The sequence below is a fragment of the Aquimarina aquimarini genome (assembly GCF_900299535.1).
Classification (GTDB): domain Bacteria; phylum Bacteroidota; class Bacteroidia; order Flavobacteriales; family Flavobacteriaceae; genus Aquimarina; species Aquimarina aquimarini.
On sequence record NZ_OMKE01000014.1, the window covers coordinates 60109 to 78245 of the forward strand.

15 protein-coding genes are annotated in these 18137 nt (G+C 32.3%); 9 read left to right on the plus strand and 6 right to left on the minus strand.

The window, feature by feature from the left end; genetic code table 11:
• Nucleotides 1-19 precede the first annotated feature (19 nt).
• Genes rnc through DG508_RS08530 form a run of 3 tightly spaced genes read right to left on the minus strand, consistent with a single transcriptional unit; the run spans nucleotide 20 to nucleotide 2261 of the window.
• Nucleotides 20-754: a ribonuclease III gene (gene rnc / locus DG508_RS08520; RefSeq protein ID WP_108867742.1), complete on the minus strand. Its 735-nt coding sequence runs from the start codon at nucleotides 752-754 to the stop codon at nucleotides 20-22.
• A complete protein-coding gene (gene fabF, locus DG508_RS08525) occupies nucleotides 754-2007 on the minus strand; it encodes a beta-ketoacyl-ACP synthase II (RefSeq protein ID WP_108867743.1) in 1254 nt (417 codons plus the stop codon). The genes rnc and fabF overlap by 1 nt, the downstream gene beginning before the upstream one ends.
• 20 nt (nucleotides 2008-2027) lie before the next feature.
• Nucleotides 2028-2261: an acyl carrier protein gene (locus DG508_RS08530; RefSeq protein WP_024768509.1), complete on the minus strand. Its 234-nt coding sequence runs from the start codon at nucleotides 2259-2261 to the stop codon at nucleotides 2028-2030.
• A 183-nt stretch (nucleotides 2262-2444) separates the two neighbouring features.
• Here DG508_RS08530 and purN point away from each other — a divergent pair, with 183 nt between their 5' ends.
• Both purN and DG508_RS08540 read left to right on the plus strand, forming a co-directional pair.
• Nucleotides 2445-3017 (plus strand): phosphoribosylglycinamide formyltransferase, encoded by a 573-nt coding sequence (gene purN / locus DG508_RS08535; protein WP_108867744.1) that lies wholly within the window; start codon nucleotides 2445-2447, stop codon nucleotides 3015-3017.
• A gap of 54 nt (nucleotides 3018-3071) precedes the next feature.
• Nucleotides 3072-3707 carry a ribonuclease H1 domain-containing protein gene (locus tag DG508_RS08540; protein ID WP_103866589.1) on the plus strand — a complete coding sequence of 212 codons (636 nt, stop codon included), beginning with the start codon at nucleotides 3072-3074 and terminating at the stop codon, nucleotides 3705-3707.
• Between the two features lie 18 nt (nucleotides 3708-3725).
• Here the strand turns inward: DG508_RS08540 and DG508_RS20985 are convergent, their stop codons facing one another.
• Complete coding sequence (locus DG508_RS20985) at nucleotides 3726-3866, minus strand: hypothetical protein (protein WP_159090765.1); 141 nt, start codon at nucleotides 3864-3866, stop codon at nucleotides 3726-3728.
• Nucleotides 3867-4117: 251 nt separating this feature from the next.
• Between DG508_RS20985 and DG508_RS08545 the strand changes: the two genes are divergently transcribed.
• Together DG508_RS08545 and DG508_RS08550 are read left to right on the plus strand one after the other, a co-directional pair.
• Nucleotides 4118-4327: a hypothetical protein gene (locus DG508_RS08545; RefSeq protein WP_108867745.1), complete on the plus strand. Its 210-nt coding sequence runs from the start codon at nucleotides 4118-4120 to the stop codon at nucleotides 4325-4327.
• Nucleotides 4296-5951, plus strand: a complete 1656-nt coding sequence (locus DG508_RS08550; protein WP_108867746.1) for a hypothetical protein — start codon at nucleotides 4296-4298, stop codon at nucleotides 5949-5951. Before DG508_RS08545 ends, DG508_RS08550 begins: the two co-directional genes overlap by 32 nt.
• 379 nt (nucleotides 5952-6330) lie before the next feature.
• Here the strand turns inward: DG508_RS08550 and DG508_RS08555 are convergent, their stop codons facing one another.
• The gene (locus DG508_RS08555) at nucleotides 6331-7401 is read right to left on the minus strand and encodes a M12 family metallopeptidase (RefSeq protein ID WP_108867747.1); all 1071 of its coding nucleotides are present in this window, start codon (nucleotides 7399-7401) and stop codon (nucleotides 6331-6333) included.
• A 412-nt stretch (nucleotides 7402-7813) separates the two neighbouring features.
• Between DG508_RS08555 and DG508_RS08560 the strand changes: the two genes are divergently transcribed.
• A complete protein-coding gene (locus DG508_RS08560) occupies nucleotides 7814-8743 on the plus strand; it encodes a PfkB family carbohydrate kinase (RefSeq protein ID WP_108867748.1) in 930 nt (309 codons plus the stop codon).
• Nucleotides 8744-8833: 90 nt separating this feature from the next.
• Nucleotides 8834-10732, plus strand: coding sequence for an amidophosphoribosyltransferase (locus tag DG508_RS08565; RefSeq protein WP_108867749.1), 1899 nt, complete (start codon nucleotides 8834-8836; stop codon nucleotides 10730-10732).
• 484 nt (nucleotides 10733-11216) lie between these two features.
• Here the strand turns inward: DG508_RS08565 and DG508_RS08570 are convergent, their stop codons facing one another.
• Nucleotides 11217-11825, minus strand: a complete 609-nt coding sequence (locus tag DG508_RS08570) for a superoxide dismutase (RefSeq protein ID WP_108867750.1) — start codon at nucleotides 11823-11825, stop codon at nucleotides 11217-11219.
• A gap of 190 nt (nucleotides 11826-12015) precedes the next feature.
• Between DG508_RS08570 and DG508_RS08575 the strand changes: the two genes are divergently transcribed.
• From DG508_RS08575 to DG508_RS08585, 3 genes are all read left to right on the plus strand, one after another.
• Nucleotides 12016-13155 carry a DUF5700 domain-containing putative Zn-dependent protease gene (locus DG508_RS08575; RefSeq protein WP_108867751.1) on the plus strand — a complete coding sequence of 380 codons (1140 nt, stop codon included), beginning with the start codon at nucleotides 12016-12018 and terminating at the stop codon, nucleotides 13153-13155.
• A gap of 88 nt (nucleotides 13156-13243) precedes the next feature.
• The gene (locus DG508_RS08580) at nucleotides 13244-16399 is read left to right on the plus strand and encodes a UvrD-helicase domain-containing protein (RefSeq protein ID WP_108867752.1); all 3156 of its coding nucleotides are present in this window, start codon (nucleotides 13244-13246) and stop codon (nucleotides 16397-16399) included.
• A gap of 285 nt (nucleotides 16400-16684) precedes the next feature.
• Nucleotides 16685-18088 carry an OmpA family protein gene (locus DG508_RS08585; RefSeq protein WP_108867753.1) on the plus strand — a complete coding sequence of 468 codons (1404 nt, stop codon included), beginning with the start codon at nucleotides 16685-16687 and terminating at the stop codon, nucleotides 18086-18088.
• Nucleotides 18089-18137: the final 49 nt, after the last annotated feature.

Sequence of the window (18137 nt, forward strand, 5' to 3'; positions counted from 1 at the left end):
AGAAGTAGTTTGTAACTTCTTACATGTTTATTTTGGATTGAAAAGCGAAGTAAGCTCTTTTTGAGGCTTTTTCTTCTGCTTTCTTTTTTGAAGTTGCTCGTGCCTTGGCAACCACTTTGTCGTCTATTCTTAATTTTACGGCAAAATGTTTCATTTCATCTTTACCAGTATCTTCATAGACTTCGTAGTTGAATATCTTCTTTTCTTTTTGACACCATTCTATTAGTAGACTTTTGTAGCTAATAATTTGCCCTTCTAGACTTTCGATATCTACATATGGATTGATTACAGCTTCTTTAATAAACCGTTCGCAATATGCAAAGCCACGATCTAAGTAAATAGCACCGATGAGTGCTTCAAAAAGATTTCCGTGTATATTTATTCCAAATTGAGATTTAGGGATATTGGTTCGTACCAATTCTATCAAGTTAAGATCTTTTCCTAGTTCATTTAGGTGTTTTCTGCTTACTACTTTTGCCCTCATCTTGGTTAGATACCCTTCGTTTCCTTCAGGAACTTCCTTAAACAAATGCGCAGCAATAACACTACTTAGCATAGCGTCACCCAGAAACTCCAATCTTTCAAAATTAACAGCATTTCCTTTTTTATCCTTTAGATTCAAGGATCTGTGTGTAAATGCTTTTTCGTATGGACGTATGCTACGAGGCTTAAAACCAACGATTTTCTGGATTTTAGAAAAAAAATTCCCGTTCTTTTCAGAGCGGGAATTTAGTATGTTTCGAATAATATTCATTATTCGTTCAATTTTTTAAATAACACACAAGCGTTATGACCTCCAAAACCAAAAGTATTACTCATTGCGTATGTGATGTCACGTTTTTGAGCTTTGTTTAATGTCAAATTCAATGTAGGGTCTATATTTTCATCCACTGTAGTATGGTTGATTGTTGGTGGTACCGTACTTTTTTGCATAGCAAGGATAGAAGCAATGGCCTCTATTGCCCCTGCGGCACCAAGTAAGTGTCCAGTCATAGATTTTGTTGAATTGATATTGATGTTGGGTGCATGGTCTCCAAAAACCTTGGTAATTGCTTTTAATTCTGCTACATCTCCTAATGGAGTAGATGTACCATGTGTATTAATAGTATCTACCTGCTCTGGATTTACCCCAGCGTCTCTTAAACAATTAAGCATTACACGCTCTACGCCTATTCCGTCGGGATGCGGAGCTGTCATATGATATGCATCACTAGACATTCCACCACCAACAACTTCGGCATAAATTTTAGCACCACGTGCTTTTGCATGTTCATATTCTTCAAGAATGAGTGCTCCACTACCTTCACCAAGTACAAAACCATCTCTGGTTGCATCAAATGGCCTAGAGGCAGTTTCTGGATTTTCATTTCTTGTAGACAAAGCGTGCATCGCATTAAATCCTCCCATACCAGCAATAGTAACTGCGGCTTCACTTCCTCCTGTAATAATGATATCACAATGACCTAAACGAATATAGTTTAGAGCATCAATCATTGCATTTGCAGAAGAAGCACAAGCAGATACTGTGGTATAGTTAGGTCCCATAAAACCATTTCTTATAGAAATATGTCCAGGAGCAATATCGGCAATCATTTTCGGGATAAAGAAAGGATTGAAACGTGGTGTTCCATTCCCATTGGCATAACCAATTACTTCTTCCTGAAAAGTCTCTATTCCACCAATACCAGCTCCCCAGATCACACCAACTCTAAATTTATCAACCTTTTCAAGGTCAATAGCCGCATCTTTTATAGCTTCTTCAGAAGATACAATAGCATATTGGGCAAATTTATCAAGCTTGCGTGCTTCTTTTCTATCAAAATAATCTGTGGGAGAATAATTTTTGACTTCGCAAGCAAATTTAGTCTTGAAATTTTCGGTATCAAAATAAGTGATAGGAGCGCAACCGCTCTTACCATCTACTAATCCATTCCAATATTCATCAATATTGTTACCGATAGGTGTTAAGGCACCTAGTCCTGTGACTACAACTCGCTTAAGATTCATATTTTGTCGTGAAGTTATTACTACTTTGCGTCTTCAATATAAGATATTGCTTGACCTACTGTTGCAATGTTCTCAGCTTGATCGTCTGGAATCTGAATGTCAAATTCTTTTTCGAATTCCATGATCAATTCTACAGTGTCTAACGAATCAGCGCCTAGGTCGTTTGTGAAACTAGCTTCATTTACAACTTCGTTTTCGTCTACTCCTAATTTGTCAACGATTATCGCTTTTACTCTTGATGCAATGTCTGACATAATGTTTAATTTTAATTTTTAAATTAGGTGGCAAAAATAAAAAACTTTATTTTAAAACCCCACAATCCCATAAAAATGTGCTTGTATTTTATCAAATATAGCGAAGTATTGCGTTTTTGCTACCTAAAAATGAATAATAATTATTTTTTTTGTGTTCTCTAAATTAACAATTTTCCAATCTTTATGAAACGTATTATAATTTTTGCTTCCGGATCTGGTACCAATGCCGAAAATATCATAAAATATTTCCATGAGCAAAAAATTGCTGAGGTTACACATGTGTTCTCTAACAACCTGCGTGCCAAAGTATTAAAAAGAGCTCATGCACTGGGGGTAAAGGCTTTACACTTTGACAAAGCGTCATTTTATGACACAAATGAAGTACTTAATGTCTTAAAAGATGCCAAACCAGATGTAATTGTCCTTGCTGGATTTTTATGGATTTTTCCGAAAAAGATCATAGATTCTTTTCCTGATAAAGTTATAAATGTGCACCCAGCTCTATTGCCAAAATATGGTGGTAAAGGAATGTATGGCCACCATGTACATGAAGCTGTAGTAAGAAATAAAGAAAAAGAAAGCGGAATCACTATTCATTATGTAAATGAACATTATGATGAAGGAGCGATCATTTTTCAAGCAAAAACGCTTGTGTCTGAAGAAGACTCTGCTGATGATGTTGCTCAGGCAATACATCAATTAGAGTATAAGTATTTTCCTGCTGTTATAGAAAAACTACTATTTCCTACAAAATGACCCTATGGTTTGTGATATATTACATCCAAAATTAATAACAATCAATTAATAGTAATGGCTAAGAAAGAGAAGTTTTATGTAGTGTGGGAAGGGCATAAGTCAGGAATTTATAGAAGCTGGAAAGATTGTAAGGCTGCAGTAGCAGGGTATGCAGGAGCAAAATATAAATCTTTTGATTCTTTTGATGTTGCCAAAAAGGCATACAACGGGAATTATGATGATTATAAAGGAAAAAGTAAACCTAAAAAAACACTTACTGCAGCACAATTGTCAAAAATAGGAGAACCTAATCTGTATTCTATTGCGGTAGATGCAGCCTCTAGTGGTAATCCTGGTAAGATGGAGTATCGAGGCGTAGATACCCAAACGCAAAAACAACTTTTTCATCAAGGGCCTTTTAAACAAGGAACAAATAATATAGGAGAATTTTTGGCATTAGTTCATGGGTTGGCCTACCTCAAAAAGAAAAATAGTGATCGCATTATTTATTCTGATTCTAAAATAGCAATAGGATGGGTAAAACAAAAAACATGTAGAACAAAACTAAAAAGAACTCCAAAAAATAAAGCGATGTTTGAGCTGGTGGATCGAGCCATAACATGGCTAAAAGAAAACACCTATACTACTACCATTGTAAAATGGGAAACCAAAGCATGGGGAGAAATACCTGCCGATTTTGGTAGGAAGTAGAATTAAAGTTTTTTAAAATTACTTTTTGGTTAAAAGAGCAATTAGATCATCTTTATCCTGTAATCGAGCTTCGTATAAAGCAATGATCTTTTCCATTTTTTCTTTACTCTCTTGATAGAGGTTTTCTATTTCTTGATGATCAATAGACTGGTCTTGCATATGTTGATTATAAATATTTTTAGCCTTAATATCTAGCAAATCAATTACTGGTGTTTCTAGGATTTCTGCTAATTTATATAATCGTTTTACGCTAAGTTTAGTTTCATTTTTTTCTAATTATTTTTTTTTTAAGTATTGAAATAGATAGTTTTTAAGAATTTAAAAAAAAATCTATTAAAACAAATCGATAAATTAGAGACAAAACAATTAATTTTAATTGAAGAAAAAAATAATATATTTAAAAATGTAACGTGGGAGATATACTATGTGAAATAATTACATCTTCAGATATCACCTCATTGTGGAAAGTTACAAAAGATCAAGTAGAAATCTGTAATAGTTGTGAATTTAGGTATGCATGTCCTGATAATCGTATTCCAATTTTTGATTCAAAAAGTAATCAGTATTATCACTTAACACCTTGTAAATATGACCCTAAAACAAAAAAATGGAATGCTTAAATTGATATTCTTTTTCAGCAGTATAGTTCTATTTAGTATTTCTTCAGGTTGTTCTTCATCAAAAATGTACCGAAAACATAATTATCATAATGGAGTTGTATACTATAATAATTTTTTAAAGATAAGTGGTCGGTTTTTTGGGGATATTAATTTTTATACAATAGGCGAAAAAGAAATTCACACAAAATTTCTTAAAAAGAACCATTCAATAAAAAAAAATATAATCCTTTATGGAAGAGCAAAAGATCCCAAATATGAGGTAATTATAACATATCGGGAAAATAAAAAAATAAAAAAATCCACAGATACTCTACTCCTTAATGACTTTAAAAATCAGAAAGTAATTTACAAAAAAAGTACCAAAGGAAAAGAAATCAAACTATATATAAGTGCAATTGGATCTCATAAATCAAACCTAACGATGTTGAGAGATGGAGATAAAATCATAAAATCATTTAAATTTAATTCTAATATTGAAGATCAAGTTCAACTTATTGATATATTTAATACGTATCGGTATGAAAATAATTTTCTATACCTGTTAAACAAGTTAGATCAAGCGCCAATTAATACAAAACAACGAAATCAATGGCTAAATTTTCAGTTATACACAACTATCTTGTCTAATGATACAAGCAATAAGAGGTATCAAGAACTAATTAAAAAATATGATTCCAAAAGAACCCAAAACCTTAAAAAAATTACCGAGGATGTTTTAGCTACTATATCAAATCATCCTAACAAAAAAGGAGTTCTACCACAAATAAAAAATGTATCAAAACATAAAAAAGTAGTAATGCTGAATGAAAACCATTGGAGTCCTAATCATAGAATATTTGCACATAGTCTATTACCTATACTTAAAGAAAATGGTTTTAATTATTTGGCTATCGAAGCGGTAAATAAAGATCAAGATAGCATTCTTAATGAGAGGGGAATCCCTGCTAAGAGCACAGGATATTATACAAGAGAACCTTATTTTGGGATTTTTATCAGAAAAGCTCTAGCGTTAGGATATCATATAGTTGGTTATGATGATGATGTATCTAATAATCGTGAGAAAGCACAAGCTGAGAATTTAATAAAAATAATTGATAAGGATCCCGATGCAAAAATATTCGTGTATGCTGGCATTGATCATATTCTCGAATATAACCCTGTAAAGAAAATGATGGCAGGATATTTTAAAGAATTATCAGGAATTAACCCTCTTACTATTGATCAAGTCGAAATAATTGCAAATACGAATGCCGATACAATTCTTTTGGAATCAAAATATTTCAATCAATCGGAGTTGATAAATTCAGGAGTTGATTATTTCCTTATCAATACAATCAAGCCAAATTTAAAAAAGGTGTACAAAGAAAATACAGTTTTTTTATTTTCTTCTGAAGAAAAAACACTCAAAACATATAAAAATGAAGACGTATTAGTATCGGTTTTTCTTGAAAAAGAATATTTAAAATTAAAAAATAACAGCATCCCTATAAAAAACAAAATCCTTTCTGTAAAAGATAACACTATAGAATTAGAGTTGCCAGAGGGAAATTATAGATTAAAAATTATGGACGGTAATAATAAAGTTATACTTTCAAAAGAGATAAACCATCACCGTTCAAAATAGATAAATTTATTTTTAAAGAGTGGTTGGTGATTAGGAAGAAAAAAATTGTTGTTAAGACAATAAATAATTAAGGAACTAAGAGCTGAATTTTTTGAGATGTTTAGTTTTTATACTATTATGAGAAATAAATGTTCAAACCCCCCTTGTTTTTTATGCTATCAAAGAATACTATACTTACAATTGTTAGTAATGTTATCTTGTAAGTAAAAAATCAAAAGAAAATATAGAGCAGTTGTTGGAGAAGTTGCAACTTAAATAAAACAAAGAAGTTCTATAAAAGTGAATTTACAAAAAATGCTCCAGTGTTTATCTGGAGCATTTCTTTAAAAATAATTTATTAATCTAGAGTATCAAATAATTGATACGTGATTACCGTTTTTTAGTTACCACATGCACCAAGATTATTCCATCCACTAGCTGTTCTTTGATATAAGCTTCCTTGAAATGTTACCTTATCCCCAACAGAATAAGAAGCATTACCATTATATGCAGCTACACCACTACAAATATCGTTATTAGGAGTGCTATCACATGCGCCAAGGTTATTCCATCCACTAGCTGTTTTTTGATATAAATTACCTTGATATGTTACCTTATCTCCAACAGAATAAGAAACACTACCATTATATTCAGATACACCATCACAGTTACCACCACCAGTACTAGAACCTGGATAAATAGTAGCTATAAAAGATTTATCTGTTGCAGATAATTGAGAATTGCTTCCTACAGCAACACGATCTGTGGTGTGTTCTGCAGGAATAGGATAATGCATGATAGATTTTGGATCATATACACTATAATTAGAAATATTTTTTTCATAGCGTCTGAATAGATTATTATCTACCTGTGCTCTACTCCAGTTATTAGGTGGTCCTGCATAATACGCATAGACAGCTTCTTTATCCCAGTTAATTCCAGCAACAGGATTTTGATGTTCATGAATCAAACCAAGCGCATGACCAAATTCATGAATAGTAGTTCTTCTAAACTCTGTGTCAGAAGTATTGTTATTAAACCATCCAAAATGCATACTATGAGCATGGTTATTAGAATCTGTTCCTAAATATGACCAAGACCCCCCATCATCTGCAAATTGACCTTCTTTAAAACCAATTTTGATATTGGCACTACTGTTTGAAGATACCCATTCAAATTTTAGATTCGCATGGTTTTCCCATTCTACGGCATATTGTCGTACTTTGGATTGTACATAACTATTTCCATTTAAAAATTTAACACGAATTGTTTGTCCAGGCTCCCACTGCTTTGATTTAAGACTTGCAGCTTTTGATTGATTGGTATCCCATTTTTCGATACAAACATGAGCGCTTTTTGCAGCTGTATCCTGATTTGTTTCGATAACATCGTCAGAATTCTTCTCACAGTTGAATAATAAAATCGAGAATAACGTAACTAAAGCTAGTTTAGCTAAATTTAGTTTTTTCATAATTAGTATAAGTTTGAGTTATTGCAAATAACGTTTATTTTTTATAAATATTTTAAGATTTATTTAATTTTTTTACGTAAATTTTAACATTTGTGTGTTGTTTAATGTGTTTTGGTTAGTGATTTGCTATTGTTGATTTTGTGATAAAAATGCAGAAAACCCTTTTGAAGTCTATGCTTTTTACTCAAGATTGACTCGTTGTCGAATAACCTAACTGATCAAGAGTGTTTGAAGGTGGAATATTTAAAGAGAGATATAATATCTTTATTTAATAGAATGATTTAAAAGTGATAATATTTATCTAAGAAAAAGCTAAGAAAAATATCTACTGATTTTGAAGGTAAGTTTGCATCAAACGGTCTTTACTACTTAAAACTAAAACGTATATTTGCAAAAAAAATAACGCTAGTTTATGAGCAAATTACTTATTGTAGGTTCTATTGCCTTTGATGCAATAGAAACCCCATTTGGTAAAACTGATAAAATATTAGGTGGAGCAGCACCTTATATTGCACTTTCAGCCTCTAATTTCAACATTTCTTCTGCGATTGTTTCTGTAGTAGGAGAAGATTTTCCAACAGATTATCTTTCAAAACTTCAGGAGAAAAACATCGACACTTCTGCAGTAGAAGTCGTAAAAGGAGGAAAAACATTTTTTTGGAGTGGTAGATATCATAATGACTTGAACTCAAGAGATACATTAGACACTCAACTTAATGTACTTGCTGATTTTAATCCAATGGTACCAGATAGTTATAAAGATGCCGATATAGTGATGTTGGGAAATCTAAATCCACTAGTACAGCTTGGTGTTTTGGAGCAACTTACAACCAAACCAAAACTAGCTATATTAGATACAATGAATTTTTGGATGGAAGATGCTTTTCTAGAAGACCTTCTTAAAGTAATTGCTAAAGTAGATGTCATTACTATTAATGATGAAGAGGCTAGGCAATTGAGCGGAGAATATTCTTTGGTAAAAGCAGCTAGAGCTATCGAAAAGATGGGGCCAAAATATGTAGTAATAAAAAAAGGAGAACATGGAGCGCTCTTATTTCATAAAGAACAGATTTTCTTTGCTCCTGCATTACCACTAGAAGAAGTTTTTGATCCTACGGGAGCTGGAGATACTTTTGCAGGTGGTTTTTCAGGATACCTGACAAAAACAAATGATATATCATTTGATAATATGAAGAAAGCCATTATTCATGCATCTAATTTAGCATCTTTTTGTGTAGAAAAATTTGGTACAGAAAGAATGGAAGACTTAAAGCGAGACGAAGTTCAAAAACGGCTTAAGCAGTTTAAGGATTTGACACAATTCGAGATAGAATTATCTTGAAATAAATATAGGCCCTAAAGCGCAATTGTTTGGGGCTTTTTTAATTATGGTTTACCTAACACAACAACAGTTTAGAATTTTTGGAATACAATGAGTGATGCGTTAAAACACGAATGCGGTATAGCATTTATCAGATTATTAAAACCGTTAGAGTATTATAAAGAGAAATACGGAAGTGCATTTTATGGAGTAAATAAAATGTATCTAATGATGGAAAAACAGCATAATCGTGGTCAAGATGGTGCTGGATTCGCTAGTATTAAGCTGGATACAGCTCCTGGAGAAAGATATATAAGTAGAGTGCGATCAAGTGAATCGCAACCAATACAAGATATTTTTTCTCAGATCAATGATAGGATTAATAAAGAATTGGTTAGTCATCCTGAATATGCAGATGACGTAGCAGAACAGAAAAAGAACATTCCATATATAGGAGAAGTACTTCTTGGGCATGTGCGTTATGGTACATTTGGTAAAAACAGTGTAGAGAGTGTTCATCCTTTTTTAAGACAAAATAACTGGATGCATCGTAACCTTATTGTTGCAGGTAACTTTAATATGACCAATAATGATGTCTTATTTAATAATTTGGTAAGATTAGGGCAACATCCAAAAGATAAAGTAGATACTGTAACTGTAATGGAAAAGATAGGTCACTTTCTAGATTCAGAAGTGGCTAAGTTATATAAGAAGTTAAAGAAAGAAGGATTTAATAAGAACGAAGCTTCTCCGCAAATAGCAGAAAGACTAAATGTTGCTAAAATCCTTAAGAAATCATCAAGAGATTGGGATGGTGGATATGCAATGGCAGGAATGCTTGGGCATGGCGACGCTTTTGTTTTAAGAGACCCTGCGGGAATAAGACCAGTATACTACTACAAAGATGATGAAGTAGTTGTTGTAGCATCAGAAAGACCTGTAATACAAACAGTATTTAATGTCGATTTTGATGATGTTTCTGAACTGGATCCAGGAAAGGCAATCATTGTAAAAAAAGACGGAAAAACATCTATAAGTAAGATTATAGATCCTTTAGAGAGAAAAGCATGTTCTTTTGAGCGTATTTATTTTTCTAGAGGTAGTGATGCTGAAATTTATAAGGAAAGAAAAAGTTTAGGAAAGTTGATCATGCCTCAAGTTCTGGAAGAAATTGATCATGATACAGTAAATACAGTCTTTTCTTTTATACCTAATACTGCAGAAACCTCTTTTTATGGTATGGTAGAAGCAGCGCAAGATGAGCTGAATAAGCAAAAGAATGAGACCATATTATCAGAAAAAGAAAGACTTACTGATGAGCGTTTGTCGCAGATTCTTTCTTATAGATTAAGAACAGAAAAAATAGCAATCAAAGATGCCAAGCTTCGTACTTTTATTACAGAAGATAGTAGTAGAGATGATTTGGTAGCTCACGTATATGATGTGACTTACGGAGTAGTAAAAGAAGAAGATAATCTAGTAATAATTGATGATAGTATTGTTAGAGGAACTACACTAAAAAAGAGTATCATTAAAATGGTAGATAGGTTGAAGCCTAAAAAAATAGTTATTGTTTCTTCTGCTCCACAGATTCGTTATCCAGATTGTTATGGGATTGATATGGCACGATTAGAAGGGTTAATTGCTTTTCAGGCATCGTTAGAGCTTTTAAAAGAAAATGGTAATTATGATCTGGTAGAGAAAGTTTACGAAAAATGCAAGGCTCAGGAGAATCTTGAAGATTCTGAAGTGCAAAACTTTGTAAAAGAAATCTATGATGGGTTTTCTGATCAGGAAATAAGTGATAAGATCTCAGAATTGTTAAGTGATACGTCTGTTAATGCTGATGTAAAGATTATTTATCAAACAGTAGACAACCTTCATAAGGCGTGCCCTAAGAATTTAGGAGATTGGTATTTTACTGGAGATTACCCAACTGCTGGAGGTAATAGGGTTGTAAATAAGGCATTTATAAACTTTTTTGAAGGGAACGACGAAAGAGCGTACTAAAAAAAGAAAATGTTTGCTGTTAAAATAGGTTAAATTGTGTAGTTCAACAAGTATTTTGACCTTTCATCTAAAACATTTTTCCACAATGAAATAACGCTTTATATTAGCAGAGCCATAGCATAAGTAGGTTAAGTTCATGGTAGATTTGGGGCAAAAAAAGGTGGATCTTCCACCTTTTTTTATTTTATAGCATTTCGTAATTCTTCATATACGCAAGACTATTGATTTATAGGATATACAAATTAAGAGCTATCATGTTGTTTAAGCAACTATTTTGATTAATCAAGAAATTCTTCTTCGTATTTATCTGAACCGTACTCTAAGAGCTTCTATTTAAGTATAAAGGTATCGGCTATTATTGATAAGATAGTTTTATAACTACTATAAAGAAAAGACTTAGTCATAAGACAATTGTATAGTATAAAAAAAGGAGTGATTAATTCTTAAAGAATTAATCACTCCTTTTTTATTAAAATACCAATTATTATTTTCCTTGAGCGTATCTGCTAGAAACTTCGTTCCAGTCAATTACGTTAAAAAATGCGGAAACATAATCTGGGCGACGATTTTGATAATTTAGGTAATATGCGTGCTCCCAAACGTCTAATGCTAGTATAGGAGTTCCTCCACAACCAATTCCTGGCATTATTGGATTGTCTTGGTTAGGAGTAGAGCAAACCTCTACTTTTCCTCCTTGGTGAACACATAACCAAGCCCATCCAGAACCAAATCTAGTTCCTGCTGCTTTAGAAAAAGCATCTTTGAAGGCCTCAAAAGAACCAAAAGCTGCATTTATTGCATCAGCAAGCTCACCAGAAGGCTTACCGCCACCGTTTGGAGACATTACTTCCCAGAACAGACTGTGATTATAATATCCTCCACCGTTATTTCTAACAGCTCCATTCGTCATATCAAGATTAATAAGGATATTTTCGATGGTTTTACCTTCAAGGTCAGTTCCTTTAATTGCAGCATTTAATTTATTGGTGTATCCAGCATGATGCTTATCATGATGAATTTCCATGGTACGAGCATCTATATGAGGTTCTAACGCATCAAAAGCGTAGTTTAATTTTGGTAGTTCAAATGACATACGTGACTGTTTTTGATTAATAAAAAATAAAAATGACACCAAATTTAACAATTAGAATGATGAATAAAAATTTATAATTGTTATAAATTAATTAAATAGCTAATTTTTTTATATAGTTTAAGACTATAATCAGTCAATTTTGTATGTTTACTGAGGGGGAAATTCAAACTTCAGTTTTAATATACATACTATGGATTTTATAAAACACACATGCTTATTGTCTATTTTGTTATTTGCTGTTGGTTGTGGTAATAAAAAACCTAGTGTTAGTAAGGATGCTGCTTCTCGTTTTAATTTTGAAGCTGTTTATGATTATTGGGAGGTAGTAGATTCATTAAAAAATAGTCAATACCCTTCTGATGTTTTGTGGGATAAGTTATTGAATCATCAAGGATATAAAGTAATAGAATCTGCCAATGGTACGACACCTGAAATGATAAAAGAGAGATTATCAATATGTTTTTATCCTGAAAATAAAAAAACAAAAGATAGTATATTTAGATATGGAGATGTTTTTCAGAAATCGATGTATTCACACCTTATAGAAACTGATCGGTCGAGAGAGGCCTTAAAAAAACATATAAATTGGATGAGGGGTCAAGAGGTTTATGAGGCTATGATTGATAAAACCAATGAGTTTTTACCAGAAAAATATAAGAATTATAAAACCCCGATTATCAATATAATTTTATTCGGAGAAAATGCGCATGCAAACCAATCGGGAGTGTGTATGGATTTATTACTTTCATATTTTATTGATAAAATAGACAAAGGAGGAACATTAGGTCATGAATTACATCATTATGTTTTAGATAGTTATAAAACTAATAGTGCCAAAGAAAGAAACAAGACTCTTGATAAAACTAAAGAACTTGTTCAGAAAATAGTATACCAGTCTCAAAAAGAAGGAATTGCGGATTTAATAGATAAGGAAAGAGGATACTTGAACCCTAAAGTAAAAACTACTTCACCCGAATATTTAACATTTATAAGAAGTGAATTTGCAAATGGAAAAATGCGTATTTCTCAATTAAATAAAAAATTAGTAACCATATCGCAAAATAAAAATAAGACATACACTTGGGATTTTGTAAGTGAAGCACTGCCTTTTTATGGGCACGTAGTTGGGTTTTATATGGCAAAAACAATTAATGAGAATGGGTATCACAAAGAATTGATTAACACTATAAATAGGCCACAATGTTTTTTTGAACTATACAATAAAGTGGTACAAGAAAAGAAATTGGATGCGCCTTTATTTGATGAAGTGGTTATTCAATTAATTAATGAATCTAGTTCTCAAGAGAATACTGCATTTTGTTATAAATAGAGGTTTTGATCATGAGTTTAATTAAACTAAAAAAACAAACACTCAGTATAAATACGACGGCATTTAGTATTTTAGACAAAAAAAAGAATTGAGTCCTACCACTGCCTTTACGATTTATAATGCTGCCGCTGGAGCAGGTAAAACGTATACTTTAGTCAAAGCATACTTAATAGCTTTATTTACAGGAGAATTTAAAGATAGCTATAGGAATATTTTGGCAATAACCTTTACAAATAAGGCAGTTGCCGAAATGAAAACCAGAATTTTAGAGAATCTGGTTGCTATTAGTAAACCTGATACACCAACTAAGTATCAAGATCTGTTGAAAGAGTTAAGTATAGAGACAGAAATTACCGAGCAGGATCTCAAACAAAAGGCAAAACGAATTCTTAGAAGTATTCTTCATAATTATGCTGCATTTGATGTAGTGACTATTGATACATTTACACATAGAGTAATAAGAACATTTGCCCATGATCTTGGCATTCCTATGAATTTTGAGATCGAGATGGATACAGATTCATTAGTCAAAGAAGCCGTAGATGCAGTGATTGCCAAAATAGGATTAGATAAAGAACTCACCAAACTCATTATTGATTTTGCGATAAGCAAATTAGAAGATGATAAAAGTTGGGATATAACCATAGAGCTAAATAAGGTTGCTAGATTGTTATTTAGTGAAAACGATAGAGAGAATCTCAATAAACTTTCGGGTAAGCAAATTGAAGATTTTGAATCTCTCAAGCAATATTTGAAACAAAAAATTGAAAGTGGAAAAAAAGAGATTGTTACAGAATCAAAAAATACACTACAATTAATAACAGATCAAGGGGTTGAGTATACAGATTTTACCCGTAGTTCGATTCCTAAGCATTTTTTGAAATTGGCAGAAGGTGATGTGAAAATTGATTTCAAGGCAGCCTGGAAACAAAATATAAAAGAAGCTTCTTTTTACGGAGCAAAATTAGATAGTTATAAAAAAGAATTAATAGATACCATAAGACCAGTCATTGAAGAAAATTTTCTAGCAACAAAAGAACGATTAATAGAAGTAGGTTTTTTTCAAAATATAGTCAAGAATTTGACTCCACTTTCTGTATTGAATGCTATAAATAAAGAACTGTTAGCAATAAAAAAAGAAAGAAAAATTTTATTGATATCAGAGTTTAATACGATTATAAGTAGAACAATTCAAGGGCAACCAGCTCCTTTTATATATGAACGCTTAGGCGAGCGTTATAGAGATTATTTTATTGATGAGTTTCAAGACACATCAGAGTTGCAATGGAACAACCTGATACCACTTATTGATAATGCAGTTTCTACAGAAACCCTAACAGGAAAAAGAGGAAAAATTACAATAGTAGGAGATGCCAAACAAGCAATATATCGTTGGAGAGGTGGAAAAGCAGAGCAATTAATCGACCTGTCTTCGGGTAAAAACCCTTTTTCGGTACAAGAAAAACAAGTGCTGGACTTGCCTAGAAACTACCGTAGCCATGAAGAGGTTATTACATTTAATAATAACTTATTTACCTATTTGTCAAAGGATTTTAGTGATACGAAACATCAAGAGCTATATTTATCAGGAAATAAGCAAGAAGTAAACTCAAAAAAAGATGGATACGTAAACGTATCATTTATAGAAGCAAAAAATGTATCTCAGGAAAATGAGATGTACCCAGAAAAAGTGCATCGCACAATACTAGAGTTGGCTAATAAAGGGTATGCGTATAATGATATTTGTATTATTGTGCGTAAACAAAAAGAAGGAGCTATTATAGCAGATTTTCTTACTCAAAAAGGAATATCAATAATCTCTTCAGAAACCTTATTGGTTAATAATGCTCCAGAAGTGGTATTTATTGTGAATTTACTCACATGGCACATACAATCAGACCATTTGCAATCAAAAATTAATGTATTACATTTTTTAACAGATAAGTTTTCAATTGTAGAGAAACATTCTTTTTTGCAAAATATGATGTCAAGTACTAAGCAAGAATTTTCATCAGCATTACAAGATTTAGGAGTTTATTTTAATTTTACTGATCTAGCAATAAAACCATTATATGATGCAGTAGAATATATTATAACTAGTTTTTCGCTCGCAAATACTGCTTCTGCATATTTGCAATTTTTTCTAGATATTATCTTTGCTTTTACGCAACGACATACAGAAGGGATTTCTGGATTTTTGTCATATTGGCTTGCTCATAAAGATACATTAAGTATTGTAGCCCCAGAAACAGAAGAAGCCATACAAATTATGACAATACATAAAGCTAAAGGGCTTGAGTTTTCTTGTGTTATCTATCCATATGCAAATATCGATATCTATGAAGAGATAGAGCCCAAAACATGGCTGACTGTAGAAAGTGATAATTATAAAGGGTTTGATGAAGTGTTTATTAATTACAATAAAGGAATAGTAGAGTATGGTGAGCATGCACAAAACATTGTTTTAAATCGACAAGCACAATTAGAATTAGATGCTTTTAATCTATTATATGTAGTGCTTACCAGAGCAAAAGAACAGTTGTATGTAATTTCTAATATGAAATTAAATTCTCGAGGAGAAAGTAATCCCAATACTTTTTCAGGTAAGTTAATTTCATATTTAAAATATTTAGGAAAATGGGATTCTAATACTACAGAATATGTTTTTGGAAATCCACATAAACCCGATAGTACTCATACAGCTAGTGTCGAGGATAAGCCAAGAGTAATCAAGCTCTCAAAATTTGAAGCGACCCCAGCAAAATACAAAGTACATATTATCACCAATTCTGGTAAATTGTGGGATACTTCTCAGCAAAACGCAATAGAAAAAGGAAACTTGGTACATGATCTTATGGCTTCTGTACAGACATATAAAGATGTAGAAAAGGTTGTTGAGGAGGCATATCAAAAAGGAGAAATTACGATTTCTGAAAAAAAGATTCTTTATAAAGAAATCAGTAATATTGTGAATCACCCTAAACTTTCTCAGTATTTTTCTGAAGATGTCATTATATATAATGAAAGAGATATTATCTATAATGGAAAACTAGTGCGTCCTGATAGAATAATAATGGGCACTAATAATATGACTACAATAATAGATTACAAAACAGGTGTTCATGATAATACACATACCCATCAAGTAGAACAATATGCATTAATTTTAGAGAAGATGGGATATATTATAAAGAATAAGATTTTAATTTATTTTAATGAAGAGATTACTCTTAAGTACTTATAAATAAACTATCAATTTTATAATTACTGACAGAAATTTAAGGATAAAAGGTATTTTTATCTTATAATTGTATCATAATTATTAAGATAAATAGGGTGATTTATCTTTTATAAGGCTAAAATTATTGCTTTTTCTGGGGCTTAAAAACTGTAAATTAAAACTACAATTCCCTTCAAAGATGCGATATATACTGGCCTATTAAGAAAAATTTATTAGATTTATCTTTGACAGTTATTTTTAACATATTACATTTGCTCTAATTAACACTTAAAAATTAAATTATTGAATATGAAACATCTTAGCAGATTTTTAGCGGCTTCGATACTTGTACTAGGACTTAGTACAGCGAATGCACAAGATGAGAATAATCCTTGGGCGGTTTCTATAGGCATTAACGCCGTTGACATCTTTCCTACTGGGGGAGACCTTACCAGTCAGGGAGAAATTTTCGATGAATTTTTTAATGCTAGCGACCACTGGAACATTCTTCCATCTGTTTCCAAATTATCTGTTGGTAGATATATAGGAGATGGTTTTACTTTTACAGCAGCAGGATCGGTTAACAAAATAGAAAATTTTGGAGAACTTGAAGACGGAACTCCTGTTGATGTTGATGACTTATCTTACTATGCTTTAGATGGTACAATTAGTTATAGCCTTAAAAACGTATTAAAATCAGGTTGGTTCGACCCTTACTTAGGTGTAGGTGGTGGATACACTTGGATTGATGAAAATGGAGCTGGAACATTAAACGGTTCTCTTGGATTAAACTTTTGGTTGACAGAAAATTTAGCATTTAATGTTCAGTCTACTTATAAGCATGTATTCGAAGATTACGATGCTGCACCAGCAGGAAACTATCCTCCAACTCACTTCCAACATTCTGCAGGACTTACTTTCGCTTTCGGAGGTAAAGATACAGATGGTGATGGAGTATATGACAAAGATGATGAGTGTCCAGAAGTACCAGGTTTAGAAGAATTCAACGGATGTCCTGATACTGATGGTGACGGAATCACTGATGCTAAAGATGACTGTCCTGATACTGCAGGTACTGCTGAGTTCAATGGATGTCCTGACACTGATGGTGACGGAGTTCCAGATCCTAAAGATGATTGTCCTACTGAAGCTGGATTAGCTGCACTTAACGGTTGTCCTGATGCTGATGGTGATGGAATCGCTGATGGTAAAGATGGTTGTCCTAATGAAGCTGGACCAGCTGCTAACAACGGATGTCCTTACCAAGATAAAGATGGTGACGGAGTAATAGACAAAGATGATAACTGTCCTGATGTTGCAGGAACTGTTGCAAACAAAGGTTGTCCTGAAGTAACTGAAGAGGTACAAAAGACACTTAATGAGTATGCAAAAACTATCTTGTTTGATTCTGGTAAATCTACAATCAAAGCACAATCAAATAAAGTACTTGGAGATATCATCGGTATCTTAAAAGAGTATCCTAATGCTAAATTTACAGTAGAAGGTCACACTGATAGTGTAGGAAGTGCTAAACTTAACCAGAGATTATCTGACTCTAGAGCAAATGCAGTTAAGAACTACTTAACAGAGCATGGTATCGATCAGTTTAGATTATCAGCTGTTGGTTATGGTGAAGATAGACCTATCGTTTCTAACAAAACTAGAAAAGGTAGAGCAGAAAACAGACGTGTAGAGATTAACTTAGTAAAATAAGAACTCACCTCTGTAAATAATAAAATATTGAAAACGTCCCGAATTTTTC